This is a genomic window from Arthrobacter sp. MYb227, from assembly GCF_002975435.1.
Lineage (GTDB): Bacteria > Actinomycetota > Actinomycetes > Actinomycetales > Micrococcaceae > Paeniglutamicibacter.
The window spans coordinates 35014-48440 of the sequence record NZ_PCPT01000003.1; the positions used below are offsets into that span (position 1 = coordinate 35014).

13 protein-coding genes are annotated in these 13427 nt (G+C 59.4%); 6 read left to right on the forward strand and 7 right to left on the reverse strand.

Annotated features, from left to right (window positions below):
• The first annotated feature begins 41 nt into the window (after positions 1 to 41).
• The 5 genes from CQ018_RS07540 (at position 42) to secG (ending at position 4279) form a co-directional block, all read left to right on the forward strand.
• On the forward strand, positions 42 to 671 hold the full coding sequence (locus tag CQ018_RS07540; protein ID WP_105549399.1) for a superoxide dismutase: 630 nt from the start codon (positions 42 to 44) through the stop codon (positions 669 to 671).
• Between the two features lie 243 nt (positions 672 to 914).
• A complete protein-coding gene (gap, locus tag CQ018_RS07545; protein ID WP_105549400.1) occupies positions 915 to 1928 on the forward strand; it encodes a type I glyceraldehyde-3-phosphate dehydrogenase in 1014 nt (337 codons plus the stop codon).
• A 27-nt stretch (positions 1929 to 1955) separates the two neighbouring features.
• Positions 1956 to 3188, forward strand: coding sequence for a phosphoglycerate kinase (locus CQ018_RS07550; RefSeq protein ID WP_105549401.1), 1233 nt, complete (start codon positions 1956 to 1958; stop codon positions 3186 to 3188).
• The gene (gene tpiA, locus CQ018_RS07555; protein ID WP_105549402.1) at positions 3185 to 4000 is read left to right on the forward strand and encodes a triose-phosphate isomerase; all 816 of its coding nucleotides are present in this window, start codon (positions 3185 to 3187) and stop codon (positions 3998 to 4000) included. Before CQ018_RS07550 ends, tpiA begins: the two co-directional genes overlap by 4 nt.
• 27 nt (positions 4001 to 4027) lie before the next feature.
• Positions 4028 to 4279: a preprotein translocase subunit SecG gene (secG, locus tag CQ018_RS07560; protein ID WP_105549803.1), complete on the forward strand. Its 252-nt coding sequence runs from the start codon at positions 4028 to 4030 to the stop codon at positions 4277 to 4279.
• 97 nt (positions 4280 to 4376) lie between these two features.
• Here secG and CQ018_RS07565 read toward each other — a convergent pair whose 3' ends face one another.
• The 7 genes from CQ018_RS07565 to tkt form a co-directional block, all read right to left on the reverse strand.
• On the reverse strand, positions 4377 to 4760 hold the full coding sequence (locus CQ018_RS07565) for a hypothetical protein (protein WP_105549403.1): 384 nt from the start codon (positions 4758 to 4760) through the stop codon (positions 4377 to 4379).
• A gap of 117 nt (positions 4761 to 4877) precedes the next feature.
• The gene (gene pgl / locus CQ018_RS07570; protein ID WP_181149783.1) at positions 4878 to 5651 is read right to left on the reverse strand and encodes a 6-phosphogluconolactonase; all 774 of its coding nucleotides are present in this window, start codon (positions 5649 to 5651) and stop codon (positions 4878 to 4880) included.
• Positions 5641 to 6582 carry a glucose-6-phosphate dehydrogenase assembly protein OpcA gene (locus CQ018_RS07575; RefSeq protein WP_105549404.1) on the reverse strand — a complete coding sequence of 314 codons (942 nt, stop codon included), beginning with the start codon at positions 6580 to 6582 and terminating at the stop codon, positions 5641 to 5643. The genes pgl and CQ018_RS07575 overlap by 11 nt, the downstream gene beginning before the upstream one ends.
• Complete coding sequence (gene zwf, locus CQ018_RS07580) at positions 6579 to 8138, reverse strand: glucose-6-phosphate dehydrogenase (RefSeq protein ID WP_105549405.1); 1560 nt, start codon at positions 8136 to 8138, stop codon at positions 6579 to 6581. The genes CQ018_RS07575 and zwf overlap by 4 nt, the downstream gene beginning before the upstream one ends.
• A gap of 125 nt (positions 8139 to 8263) precedes the next feature.
• Complete coding sequence (locus tag CQ018_RS07585) at positions 8264 to 9895, reverse strand: glucose-6-phosphate isomerase (RefSeq protein WP_105549406.1); 1632 nt, start codon at positions 9893 to 9895, stop codon at positions 8264 to 8266.
• Positions 9892 to 11007, reverse strand: coding sequence for a transaldolase (tal, locus tag CQ018_RS07590; protein WP_105549407.1), 1116 nt, complete (start codon positions 11005 to 11007; stop codon positions 9892 to 9894). Before tal ends, CQ018_RS07585 begins: the two co-directional genes overlap by 4 nt.
• A 26-nt stretch (positions 11008 to 11033) precedes the next feature.
• Positions 11034 to 13145: a transketolase gene (tkt, locus tag CQ018_RS07595; protein ID WP_105549408.1), complete on the reverse strand. Its 2112-nt coding sequence runs from the start codon at positions 13143 to 13145 to the stop codon at positions 11034 to 11036.
• Between the two features lie 59 nt (positions 13146 to 13204).
• On the opposite strand from tkt, the gene CQ018_RS20255 reads away from it, so the two are divergent.
• On the forward strand, positions 13205 to 13417 hold the full coding sequence (locus CQ018_RS20255) for a hypothetical protein (RefSeq protein WP_219844025.1): 213 nt from the start codon (positions 13205 to 13207) through the stop codon (positions 13415 to 13417).
• Positions 13418 to 13427 lie beyond the last annotated feature (10 nt).

Genomic DNA, 13427 nt, shown 5'->3' on the forward strand with positions numbered 1-13427 from the left:
TGCATCTAAGTTTTGGGTGCATACGAGAATGAGGAGTCATTTTGGCTATTTATACTTTGCCTGAGCTGCAGTACGATTACGCGGCGTTGGAGCCGAATATTTCGGCGCGGATTATGGAGTTGCATCACTCTAAGCACCATGCTGCGTATGTTGCTGGGGCGAATACTGCGTTGGAGCAGTTGGCCGAGGCTCGTGAGAAGGGCGAATTTGGGAACATCCCGAAGCTGTCCAAGGATTTGGCGTTCCACTTGGGTGGTCACACCAACCACTCGATTTTCTGGAACAACTTGTCTCCCGAGGGTGGGGATAAGCCGGAGGGTGAGTTGGCTGCGGCGATCGATGACGCGTTTGGTTCTTTTGATGCTTTCCGTGCGCACTTCACCGCTGCTGCGATGAGTTTGCAGGGTTCGGGTTGGGCTTTGCTTGGTTTTGAGGGCTTGGGTGGCCAGTTGGTCATCGAGCAGCTTTACGATCAGCAGGGTAATGTTCCGGTGGCGACGACTCCGTTGTTGATGCTTGATATGTGGGAGCACGCGTTCTACTTGGATTATGTGAACGTGAAGGCCGATTATGTGAAGGCTTTTTGGAACATTGTGAACTGGGCCGATGTTTCGGCTCGTTTTGAGGCTGCTCGTGCCGGTGCAAAGACTTTGATCGTCCCCGGTAAGTAATAATTGCTTCGATGGGAGGTTATTCCCATCACATCAAACGCTGAAATAGCGTAAGATAGAAATAACGTGTTTTTCGGGTCTCACGGCCTATGTCATGAGACCCGAAAAAACTCGGCCGATCACAAGGTCGGCGACACAACGGAGTGTCATTTTTTCCAAGCCACTCCGTCATGTATGTCCGCAATCATTTGCAGGACACCTCCAGCGGCAGTGGCAACACCACTCTGTCAAGGAGAAAATCACGTGACTACCCGTGTTGGCATTAATGGTTTCGGACGCATTGGACGCAATTTCCTGCGCGCCAGCCTAGCCCAGGGCGCAGACATTGAAATTGTCGCAGTCAACGATCTCGGTTCGATCAACGATCTGGCCATGCTGGTCAAATACGATTCGATTCTCGGCCGTCTCAACGAAGATGTCAGCGTCGATGGCGCATTCATCGTTGTAGGAAAGCACCGCATTAAGGTTCTCTCGCAGAAAGATCCGGCGCTGCTGGGTTGGGGCGAGCTAGGCGTAGATGTTGTCATCGAATCCACCGGCCTATTCACCAAGGCAGCGGACGCCGAAAAGCACCTGCAGGCGGGTGCCAAGAAGGTCATCATTTCCGCACCGGCTTCCAAGGAAGACATCACCATCGTCATGGGTGTCAACCACGAGAAGTACCAGGCCGATAAGCACCACATCATCTCCAACGCCTCATGCACTACCAACTGCTTGGGCCCCGTTGCCAAGGTCCTCAACGACCAGTTTGGCATCGTTGATGGGCTGATGACTACTATCCATGCCTACACGGCGGATCAGCACCTGCAGGATTCCCCCCACAAGAAGGATCCACGCCGTGCTCGCGCCGCAGCGCTGAACATGATCCCCACTTCCACCGGTGCCGCCAAGGCCATTGGCCTGGTGCTCCCGGAACTCAAGGGCAAGCTTAACGGTTACGCAATGCGCGTACCGGTACCCACGGGATCGGCAACCGACCTCACCGTTACCCTGGCCCGCGAAGCTAGCGTCGAAGAGATCAATGCCGCCTTCAAGAAGGCATCCGAGGAAGGTCCGCTCAAGGACTACCTGCTCTACTCGGAAGATCCGCTGGTCTCCACCGACATCGTCACCGACCCGCACTCGGCGATCTTCGATTCGGGTTTGACCACCGTGATTGGCTCCACCGTCAAGGTGGTTGCCTGGTACGACAACGAGTGGGGATACTCTTCACGCCTTGTTGACCTCACCGAATACGTCGGCGCGCGACTCGGTTAGTCTCCGCGAGTCGGATAACCTAGTCTCATGACTTCCCACACTCTCGACGAATTACTCGCCGACGGTGTCGCCGGGCGGTACGTTCTGGTCCGTAGTGACCTGAACGTACCGCTCGATGGCGTTACCGTCACCGACGATGGGCGTGTACGCGCCTCCATCCCCGTGGTGCAGAAACTGGCAGAAGCCGGCGCCCGCGTCATCGTGATGGCACACCTGGGCCGCCCCAAGGGCGAACCAGACCCCAAATACTCAATCGCTCCGGCAGCGACCAAGCTTGCCGCAATCTCCGGCCTCGACGTGTGTGTTGCCACCGATGTAGTGGGTGAATCGGCCAAGAGACTTGCCGAGGAACTAACCGACGGTGCAGTGCTCGTGCTGGAAAACGTGCGCTTCGACGCCCGCGAAACCTCCAAGGACGCCACCGAACGCGCCGCGCTTGCAGCGGAATTTGCTGCCCTGGCCGGTACCAACGGTGCCTACGTGAACGATGCCTTTGGCGCCGTTCACCGCAAGCACGCATCAGTCTTTGACATTGCTGCACTGCTCCCTGCCTACCAGGGCGACCTGGTTGCCACCGAGGTCAAGGTCCTCAAGACCCTCACCGAGGCACCCAAGCGCCCCTACGTGGTGGTTTTGGGCGGCTCAAAGGTCTCCGACAAGCTTGCGGTCATCGACAACCTGTTGGGCCGGGCAGATCACCTGCTGATCGGTGGCGGCATGGCCTTCACCTTCCTCAAGGCCCAGGGCCACGAGGTTGGCGGTTCGCTGCTTGAAGAAGACCAGCTGGAAACCTGCCGCGGATACCTTTCGCGCGCCAAGGAACTAGGCTGCGACATCGTGCTGCCCACCGACGTGGTGGTTGCCTCCAAGTTTGGCGCGGATGCCGAGTACGAGGTACTGGCCGCAGATAACATCGAAGGCGGTGCCTTTGGCGCCACCGGTCTGGGCCTGGACATCGGCCCGGTCTCCGGCGAAAACTTCGCCAGCTACATCAAGAGCGCCAACACGGTGTTCTGGAATGGCCCGATGGGCGTCTTTGAGATCCCCGCCTTCGCTGGAGGCACCCGTGCCGTTGCTGGCGCTTTGGCCGAATCCGAGGCATTCAGCGTGGTTGGCGGCGGCGACTCGGCTGCCGCGGTGCGCACCCTAGGATTCCACGACGATGACTTTGGACATATCTCAACAGGTGGCGGTGCTTCCCTTGAATACCTCGAGGGCAAGGAGCTGCCGGGCCTCACGGCCCTGGAAGGAAACGCATGACCAGCAAAACCAACGGTGCATTTGACCGTAAGCCGCTGATCGCCGGCAACTGGAAGATGAACATGGACCATGTCCAGGGCATCACACTCTTCCAGAAGCTCGCCTGGACGCTTGCCGATGCCGAACACGATTTTGACCGCGTTGAGGTTGCCGTCTTCCCGCCATTCACCGACCTGCGTGGCGTGCAGACACTGAAAATGGGCGACGATCTTCCGGTGCTCTACGGTGCTCAAGATCTTTCCGCGCACGACTCTGGAGCCTACACCGGAGAGATTTCCGGGCAGTTCCTCTCTCGCTTGGGCTGCAGCTACGTGCTGGTGGGCCACAGCGAGCGTCGTGCCCTACACAACGAGCCAGACGAGCTGCTGGCTACCAAGATCGCCGCGGCCTACCGTCACGGGCTGACCCCGGTGCTGTGCGTCGGTGAGGGGCTGGAGATTCGCCAGGCCGGAACCCACGTGCAATACACCCTGGAGCAACTGCGTGGTTCCTTGGCCGGAGTTAGCGCCGAACAGGCGGCGACCCTGGTGGTTGCCTACGAACCGGTATGGGCCATCGGTACCGGTGAAGTTGCAGGTCCGAAAGACGCTCAGGAGTTGTGTGCGGCGATTCGTGTGGAACTTGCAAGCCTCTTTGGTGACGAAGTAGCTTCAAAGGTTCGTGTGCTTTATGGCGGTTCAGTTAAGGCCTCAAATGTTGCGCAAATCCTTGCCGAAAAGGACGTTGACGGCGTGTTGGTCGGAGGGGCAAGCCTGGACGCCGCAGAGTTTGCTAATATTGTTAGGTTCGAGCACCACCTGGTGACCGATTAATCGACGCCAGCTGATTGAAGGGCAATGATGGACGCCATCAAGATTGTTTTGCAGGTACTTCTGGGAATCACCAGCCTGCTGCTTACGTTGCTGATCCTCTTGCATAAGGGACGCGGCGGCGGCATGTCAGATATGTTCGGTGGCGGTATGACCAGCTCGTTGGGCTCCTCCGGTGTTGCCGAACGTAACCTGAACCGCATTACCATCATTCTTGGTGTTAGCTGGGGCATAGTCATTATCGGACTCGGCCTAGTCATGCGCTTCAGCATCGAATCCTAGTTTTGAGTTTCTAACCGATCCTTGATCGACTAGAAACGAGCGAAGGACGATTTTCCTTGAGTAGAGGAGAACTCGTCCTTCGCTTTTCTATTTCCAATTAGTTCCGGGCAGAATTCATGGGATTCTCTGGGCGTCTAAAGCGCGCGGCGATTGCTGCCGAGAACCGATCGATGAACCGGCTGACAAGCTTGATCAAACCGCTAAAGTACGCAAGAACAACACCACCAACCATACTCAGCAAGAGGCTCAAAACGCCCGGTCCGGATAAGTCGGCGCTGGCGTTGAGCCCCCAGGAGTCCAAGATTCTTGTGGGATCCGGAAGCCATGAGAGCTCAAACTTGCTGGGCAGTGCCGTGATAAGTGACATACCTAGAAAGAGGAATAGCCCGAACCAGGATTTGCTGTGTAGCACGCCGAAAAAGAAGGTGAGATATACGGCGCCGAGCAGGCCACCGAGCAGGCCGAGAACTATGTGATCCATCAAGTTTCGCTTTCATCAAACCGGTAAGTTAAGCCAGAGTGGCCGGCACACCAGGAGCAGAAGAAGAATCTTCGGCTCAGCACGCCGACCACTTGGTTGAACGGAAAAAGCGTTCGTTTAGATCAGTGCTGCGGCTGCCCTGTCCATGAGCCACCAGGTACCCTCGGTACCTTGCACACCGGAGGCCGGCACGCGCTCACGCGATGCCGCAGCACCCAGCGCTACACCGGCGGCCGGAGCCTTATCGGCACCGGCAACCACAAGCCATACCGCCCGGGCTGTATTGATCGCCTCAAAGGTCAGCGAGACGCGCAGCGGTGGCGGCTTGGGGGAGTTGTGTACGCCAATGACAGGGGTGCCGGTCATGGTGGCGCCCACATGATCCGGGAAGAGCGAAGCAATATGCGAGTCCGGACCCATGCCCAACATCAACACATCGAAGATCGGCAGCGTGGCTCCACCCTCGTTGCCGGCCTCCTCGGCTAGCACCTGCGCGTACGCCGTTGCTGCCTCCTCGGGTGTTGCGAAGTCATCGGTTGAACCCATGGCATGCACCCGCCCACGATCAAGACCATGGGCATCGAGTGTCGAAAGTAGCACCTCGGCCTGCACGGCATTGCGATCGGTCGAATCATTCGCGACGAAGCGTTCATCGCCCCAGTAGAAGTTCACGCGTGACCAATCAACCGAAGAAAGCGCCGGGGATTCGGCAACCGCCTTCAGCGAGGCGATGCCCAGCGTGCCGCCGGTGAGCACAATGCTTGCCTCCCCCCGGGATGCCTGCGCATCAAGGATTGCGGTGATCAGCCGGGCGGCAAGGCCCTGTGCCGTGGCGGAGAGATCCGGGTGGATCACCACATGGCGTTTAGTTGCAAGGGTCTCAGCGTTCACTTGGACGGATGCTCCTTAGATTGGTTCGTTTCAGGCCAACGCGCACCACTTCCCCAAATACTTCATCGGGGTCGAGGCGACGCATTTCTTCGGCCAAGCAATCGGCAACGGGACGTTGCGGAAGGGAAATCAGCTGTGGCTTTTGGCCAGGTTGATACAACTCTGCAACATCGCCCAGCGGACGGTGCAGCTCAACATCGCCGCGCTCACGGGTAAAACGCACCGAGCGGACCCCGGTGCCCTCGGGGGACGAGGCAATGGTGACAGGAACATCAAGACATAACGTCAGCCATGCGGCAAGCAGTACCGTGGAGGGTGAATCAACGGCCCCCTTGACGGTGACCGCAGTGACCTCGGCCGGGTCTAGCTGGTCAAAGACCGCAGCAAGCTGGGCACGCCACAAGGTCAGCCGGGTCCAGGCCAGGTCCGTGTCACCTGCCTTATAGGATTCGGCGAGCGTAAACAGCGCCTTGCGCGGATCCGCCTCGGCACCGGAATCGGTGATGCGGCGGTGCGCAATCTTCCCCAGCGGGGTTTGCGAAGCGTCCTTGGGCACACCGTGTGGCCACCAAGCAACGATCGGAGCATCGGGCAGCAAGAGCCCGGAGACTAGTGCCTCATCGACATGGGCCTCGGCACCAAAGGTGCGCAAGACGATGACCTCCGCGGCACCTGCATCGCCACCCACACGAATTTCGGCATCCAACCGGGTATCCCCGGTGGGCTTTCCCTTAACCACTACGACGATGCGACAGGGGTGTTCGCGGCTTGCCAAGTTGGCTGCGTGAATTGCGTCTTCCTCAAACCCGTCACGGGTGATGACCAGCAAGGTGAGCACGCGGGAAAGCGCAACAACACCCTGGGCCTGACGCATCATTACCAGCTCCTTGGAAATCTTGGAGGTGGTGGTATTTTCGAGATTGACGATCATGGCCGACGCCACGTCCTTCCGTCGCGGGCCAATAATTCATCGGCGGATGCAGGTCCCCAGGAGCCAGGTGCATAGGGTTCTGGCTGTTCGGGCAACGCGGCCCAGTGCTCCTCAAACGGGTCAAGGATGCGCCAGGACTGCTCGACTTCCTCATGTCTGGGGAACAGTGGTGGCTCGCCGAGTAACACATCGAGGATCAATCGTTCGTAGGCCTCGGGGGAGGATTCGGTGAACGCATGACCGTAACCAAAGTCCATTGTCACATCGCGCACCTCCATCTGGGTGCCCGGAACCTTTGAACCAAAGCGGATGGTGGCACCCTCATCGGGCTGCACACGGATCACAATGGCATTTTGGCCGAACTCATCATCCGAGTGGTCCTGGAAGAGCATATTTGGTGCGCGTTTGAAGACCACTGCAATCTCGGTGACGCGGCGGCCCAAACGCTTACCCGCACGCAGGTAGAACGGTGCCCCCGCCCAGCGGCGGGTGTTGATCTCCAGCTTGATCGCCGCATAGGTTTCGGTCTTGGAGGCCGGGTTGAAGCCTTCCTCATCGAGGAAGCCTGTAACCTTCTCGCCACCCTGCCACCCGGAGGTGTATTGACCGCGGGCACTGGCGGAGGCCAGATCCGCAGGTAGCCGCACCGCGGTGAGCACCTTTTCCTTTTCGCTGCGCAGGTGATCGGCATCGAAGCTGATCGGTTCTTCCATGGCGGTCAAAGCGAGTAGCTGCAGCAGGTGGTTTTGGATCACATCGCGCGCCGCGCCCACACCATCGTAGTAGCCGGCACGGCCACCAATGCCAATGTCTTCGGCCATGGTGATCTGCACGTGATCAACATATTTGGAGTTCCACAGCGGCTCGAAAAGCTGGTTGGCAAAGCGCAACGCCAACAGGTTCTGCACGGTTTCCTTGCCCAGGTAGTGGTCGATGCGGAAGACAGCATCGGGCGGGAAGACCGATTCGACGATCGCGTTAAGTTCGCGCGCGGAAGCCAAGTCGTGCCCGAAGGGCTTCTCAATGACCACGCGAGACCAACCCGAATCATCCGAATCGTCGTTGGCCAACCCATGCTTGGAGAGCTGCTCACAAACCACCTCAAAGGAGTTTGGCGGGATGGAGAGGTAGAAGGCGTGGTTGTGCCCGGTGCCGCGGGTTGTAGCAAGCTCATCGAGCGTTGCCTTGAGATTAATGAAGGCATCATCGTCGTCAAAACCACCGGAGATGAAACGGAATCCGCTGGAAAGCTGCTCCCAGACCGTCTCATTAAAGGGGGTTCTGGCGTGGTCGATGACCCAGGCGCGGGCCTGATCGGCGAAGTCGTGCGCACTCCAGGTGCGTCGACCGAATCCAACAACTGCAAAGTTGGGTGGAAGCAGCCCGCGGTTTGCCAGGTCATAGACAGCTGGCATGAGCTTTTTGCGGGCCAAGTCCCCGGTAATGCCGAAAAAGATCAACGCGGAGGGACCAGCAATACGGTTAAGCCGCCTGTCCCGGCGATCGCGAAGCGGGTTGGTGTGCGGCGGCCGGGGGCCGGGAGAGGTATCAAGCATGCGGTTCAATGCGCCTTCAACTGTGGAGTGAGCCGGTGAAGTGTAGGTGGTGTTACTGCACAAATGGTGGGTACCAACGAACTGTTTTCGTAAGTACCCACCATTTTGTGGGTTTGTGTGGGGTGTTAGGCCGAAGCCAGCCCCGCTATGATCTTATCCAATTGTGCGATCCCTGCTTCCTTGTCACGGAAGTGCAAGCGCAATACCGGTCGACCGAGGTCGGCCAGCACATTTGCATCGCCCGAGGCCTGTGCGGAGATCAATTCACCAAAGGTGAAGGGACGTTCCGGGATGCTTAGATCCATGCTCGACTCCGCGGTCACCTGCAGGTAGGCGCCGACGCGCGGACCACCCTTATGGAATTGACCGGTTGAGTGCAAGAAGCGCGGGCCCCAGCCGAAGGTCACCGGACGATTGGTGATTGCGGCAAGGGCCGGGCGGACCGACTCGATGGCTGCATCGCCAAAGCGGTCAAGGTAGGCCTGAACACTCAGGTACCCATCCTCGGGCAGCGCAGCCAATAATGCCGCAACGGCACCGCTCAGATCGCTGACGCCATCAAGCAAGCCAGCCGAGGCACGAACCTCGATGGCATCCTCAATCAGCACGGCCGGAACCGGCTCCGGAGTTGCCTCAAGCAACGCGCGAGCCGCGACCTTGGCCGCCTCAACATCTGGCTGATCAAACGGATCGATACCCAGTAGGCGTCCGGCAATCACTGTTGCGTATTCCCACAAAAGCATCTGTGCACCGAGCGAACCAGAGACACAGACCGATGCGGCAGATGCGTCGATGTCATCATCGGACAGCAGCCCGGTATCGGCAACCAAACGAATCTGCAGCAGATCTGCCGCCGGGTTCGTGGTTTCCGGAGCATGTTCCTCAACAACCACCGGCAGCACACCGGTGGAAAGCTTGCCGGTGGATTCGGCAATGAGCTGTTCGGCCCAATCGGCGAAACCAACAAGCCCCGACCCCTCATCGGAGAAGATCAGCTTATTGCGCAGCGGATCGGTGCCTGCCATGGCGGCACCCAGCGCGAGGGCAATATTGTCCTCATCATCTTCGGCCAGGAATTCGGCGGCGGCAGCCGCTTCTTCCAAGAATGCCTCGATGTCTACACCGGCAAGACCGGTGGGGACAAGCCCGAATGCGGTGAGCGCAGAATAACGTCCACCAACATTCGGATCGGCATTGAACACCGCGCGGTATCCGGCGGCACGGGATGCGGCATCCATGGGGGAGCCGGGATCTGTGACAACGATGATGCGACGTGCGGCATCAACACCGGCATCATTGAACGCTTGTTCAAAGACGCGGCGCTGCGAATCGGTTTCAACCGTGGAACCGGACTTGGAGGAAACCACCAGCGCGGTGGTTGCCAAGCGATCGGCAAGGATCCCGGCAATCATTTCCGGTTCGGTTGAATCGCAGACAACCAGCTCAACATCGTTGGTTGCGGAGATGACCTCCGGTGCCAGCGAGGAACCGCCCATGCCGGCAAGCACAATGCGATTCACTCCCTCAGCACGTAGTTCATCGCGCAGTGCAAGGATTTGCGGTACCAAGGCTGCAGAGTTCAGTGCGGCATCGACCCAACCGAGTCGAATGCTCGCCTCGGCCTGTGCTGCCTCACCCCACAAGGTGGCATCCTTGGCGGCAATGCGGCTTGCCACGGCATCGGCAACAAGAGTCGGTACATGAGCCTCGATGGCCGCCTGCGCGGCACCGGTGGCTATGAAACCAAGTTCACTCATTTTCTTACCGCCTGGGTCAGCGAGGCATCAAGATCGGTGAGCAGCTCGTTCCAGGCAATCTCAAACTTTTCAAGACCCTCAACCTCAAGCTTGTTCACAACATCGTTGTAATCAACGCCCAAGGCTGCAAGTGCATCAAGCACCACGTTGGAGGTAGCGAAAGCAGAGGTCACCTCATCGCCCACGATGGTTGCGTGATCCGCGGTGGCCAACAGGGTTTTCTCCGGCATTGTATTAACCGTGTTTGGTGCGCACAGCCCGGTGACGTACAAGGTATCCGGCAGCGCCGGATCCTTTACGCCCGTGGAGGCCCACAGTGGACGCTGGGCGTTGGCACCGGCGGCTGCCAGAACGTTCCAGCGCTCGGAGGCGAAGGATTCCTCGTAGACCTGGTAGGCCAGGCGGGCGTTGGCCAGGCCGGCCTGACCCCGCAGGGCCAGGGCTTCCTCGGTGCCAATGGACACCAGGCGTGCATCGACCTCGGTGTCCACGCGGGAAACGAAGAACGAGGCTACCGAGTGCAGCTTGGAAATATCGTGACCGTTGGCCTTGGCCTGCTCCAACCCGGTCATGAACGCATTGATGACCGCGCGGTAACGCTCAAGCGAGAAGATCAAGGTCACGTTGACCGAGATGCCGGCGGCCAGGGTTTCGGCGATGGCTTCGAGGCCCTCGACGGTTGCTGGGATCTTGATCAGCACGTTTTCGCGGCCCACCAAGGCGTAAAGCTCCTTGGCTTCGGCAATGGTTTCGGCGGTATTGCGTGCTAGGCGTGGGTCAACCTCGATGGAGACGCGGCCATCAACGCCGTTGCTCGACGCGTAGATCGGTGCGAACAGGTCGCACGCGTTGGTGACATCTTCACCGGTGATCTTGAAGACTGCAGCCTCGGCGTTCAGGCCAGCCGCAGCAAGCTCGGCGATCTGGGCCGCGTAGGACTCGCCGTTGGAAAGCGCTGCGTGGAAGATCGACGGGTTGGTGGTGACCCCAACAACGTTCTTTTCTTCGATCAAGGTGGCAAGTGAACCGGAGGTTAGGCGTTCGCGGGAGAGGTCATCGAGCCAGATGGATACGCCGGCTGCGGACAGGGCGGCGGTATTTGGGTTGCTCATGAGTCTTTGTCCTTAGATCTTGTGGATTACTTGGCGGATTCGATGGAATCAAGGGCGGCAGCTGTGACTGCCTGCGCGGTGATCCCAAATTCGGAGTACAGGCGCTTGTAGTCTGCCGATGCTCCGTAGTGGTCAAGGGAAATGATGCGTCCGGCATCTCCTACCAGCTCGCGCCAGCCCTGAGCCACGCCGGCCTCAACAGAAACGCGGGCCTTGATGGCGGATGGGAGTACCGATTCGCGGTATGCGGCGTCCTGCTTGTTGAACCATTCCAGGCACGGGATGGAGACAACGCGGGCACCAACACCCTGTGCCTGCAATGCTTCGCGAGCCTCAATGGCCAGCGAAACTTCCGAACCGGTTGCAAGCAGCAGCACCTGCGGGGTGATGACCTCGCCATTGGCGGTGGCATCGGCCAGCACGTAGGCACCCTTTGCGGTGCCAACTGCGGCACCGAAGCCCAGTTCGCTGCGGTCGTAGACCGGCAGGTTCTGCCGGGAGAGGATAATGCCGGCCGGGTTGGAGGTGGTTTCCAGGATCTTCTTCCAGGCGAAGGAGACCTCGTTGGCATCTGCCGGGCGGACCACGTCAAGGTTCGGGATGGCACGCAGGGAAGCGAGCTGCTCGACCGGCTGGTGGGTCGGGCCGTCTTCGCCCAGGCCGATTGAATCGTGGGTCCATACGTAGATCGACGGAACGCCCATCAGCGCCGAGAGGCGGATGGCCGGGCGCTGGTAGTCGGAGAAGATCAGGAAGGTGCCCGAGTAGGCGCGGGTCGGTGAGGCGAGCGTGATGCCGTTGACGATCGATGCTGCGGCGTGTTCGCGGATACCGAAGTGCAGCACACGGCCGTACGGGTTACCGGTCCAGGTGGAGGTGGAACGCGATGCCGGGATGAAGGATGCAGCACCCTCGATGGTGGTGTTGTTTGAGCCTGCCAGGTCGGCGGAGCCGCCCCAGAGCTCGGGCAGTACACCAGCAACTGCATTGATGACCTTGCCGGAGGCCGAGCGGGTGGCAACGTCCTTGCCCGCCTCGAAGACCGGGAGGTTCTCATCCCAGCCCGAGGGCAGTTCGCCTGCTTCAAGACGCTTAAGCAGTGCAGCGTTTTCCGGGTTGGCCGCGGCCCAGGCATCGAAGCCTACCTGCCAGGTGGCACGGTCTTCGGTGCCGCGTTCCTGCACCGAGCGGGCGTGCTCAAGAACCTCGGCCTCGACGACGAAGGATTCTTCCGGGTTGAAGTCAAGTGCCTTCTTCAATCCGGCTACTTCCTCGGCACCAAGCTTGGAGCCGTGGATTCCGCCGGTGTCGGCCTTGGTTGGTGAAGGCCAGCCAATGATGGTGCGCAAGGAGATGATCGAGGGACGGGAAGTCTCGGCCTTGGCGGCGCGCAATGCGGCATCAAGCTCGGCGAGGTCCTCGACGTAGTTGCCGGTCTTGGTCCAGTCAACGCGCTGGGTGTGCCAGCCGTAGGACTTGTAACGTGCCAGCACGTCTTCGGTGAAGGCCACATCTGTGTCATCTTCGATGGAAATGTGGTTCTCATCGTAGACAACTACAAGGTTGCCAAGTTCCTGGTGACCGGCAAGTGAGGATGCCTCGGAGGTGACACCCTCCTGCAGGTCTCCATCGGAGGCAATAACCCAGACGGTGTGATCAAACGGGGAAGCGCCCTCGGCGGCCTCGGCATCGAGCATGCCGCGCATGCGACGCTGGGCGTAGGCGAAGCCAACTGCGGAGGCCAGACCCTGACCCAGTGGGCCGGTGGTGATTTCTACGCCGGCGGTGTGACCGTATTCCGGGTGTCCGGGGGTCTTTGCACCCCAGGTGCGCAACGCCTCGAGGTCTTCGAGCTCCAAGCCGTAACCGGAGAGGAAGAGCTGGGTGTAAAGGGTCAGCGAGGTGTGACCGGGGGAGAGCACAAAGCGGTCACGGCCGATCCAGGCCGGATCGGACGGATCGTGGCGCAGGTGCTGCTGGAAGATCAAATAGGCGGCCGGTGCCAAGGAGATGGCCGTTCCGGGGTGTCCGTTTCCTACCTTTTCGACCGCGTCTGCGGCCAGCACGCGGGCGGTATCGACGGCTCGCTGATCAAGGCCGGTCCATGCGAAATCGCTGGTGTCTGCTAGTGGCGCCACGATGTGGGTCCTCCCTATAAGGTTTGCATCTATATCAACTTGCGGCGGTATTTTCCGCCGTGAAGCACAATGCCGCCGTACCAACCTATGGATTCTCCAAGGTGGTTTCGGCGGCGTCGCAACCCTTCAACCTTATCGCGAATGGCTCACAAAGTGCCCGTTTGCTACCGGATGTTGACGATAAAGAATCGTCTTCGAGTGCTAATGGAGATAAAGAACACCCGCGTGTGATGCGTAAGGGTGGCACCGGGGCTGACTTCTACGTGCTGTAAAAGGGTATGA

What these genes read in the sequence shown, in the direction of transcription:
- tpiA (WP_105549402.1), top strand. Translation starts at nt 3,185, where the DNA reads ATGACCAGCAAAACCAACGGTGCATTTGACCGTAAGCCGCTGATCGCC.
- tal (WP_105549407.1), bottom strand. Translation starts at nt 11,007, where the DNA reads ATGAGCAACCCAAATACCGCCGCCCTGTCCGCAGCCGGCGTATCCATC.
- CQ018_RS07550 (WP_105549401.1), top strand. Translation starts at nt 1,956, where the DNA reads ATGACTTCCCACACTCTCGACGAATTACTCGCCGACGGTGTCGCCGGG.
- secG (WP_105549803.1), top strand. Translation starts at nt 4,028, where the DNA reads ATGGACGCCATCAAGATTGTTTTGCAGGTACTTCTGGGAATCACCAGC.
- zwf (WP_105549405.1), bottom strand. Translation starts at nt 8,138, where the DNA reads ATGCTTGATACCTCTCCCGGCCCCCGGCCGCCGCACACCAACCCGCTT.
- CQ018_RS07575 (WP_105549404.1), bottom strand. Translation starts at nt 6,582, where the DNA reads ATGATCGTCAATCTCGAAAATACCACCACCTCCAAGATTTCCAAGGAG.
- CQ018_RS07565 (WP_105549403.1), bottom strand. Translation starts at nt 4,760, where the DNA reads ATGGATCACATAGTTCTCGGCCTGCTCGGTGGCCTGCTCGGCGCCGTA.
- CQ018_RS07585 (WP_105549406.1), bottom strand. Translation starts at nt 9,895, where the DNA reads ATGAGTGAACTTGGTTTCATAGCCACCGGTGCCGCGCAGGCGGCCATC.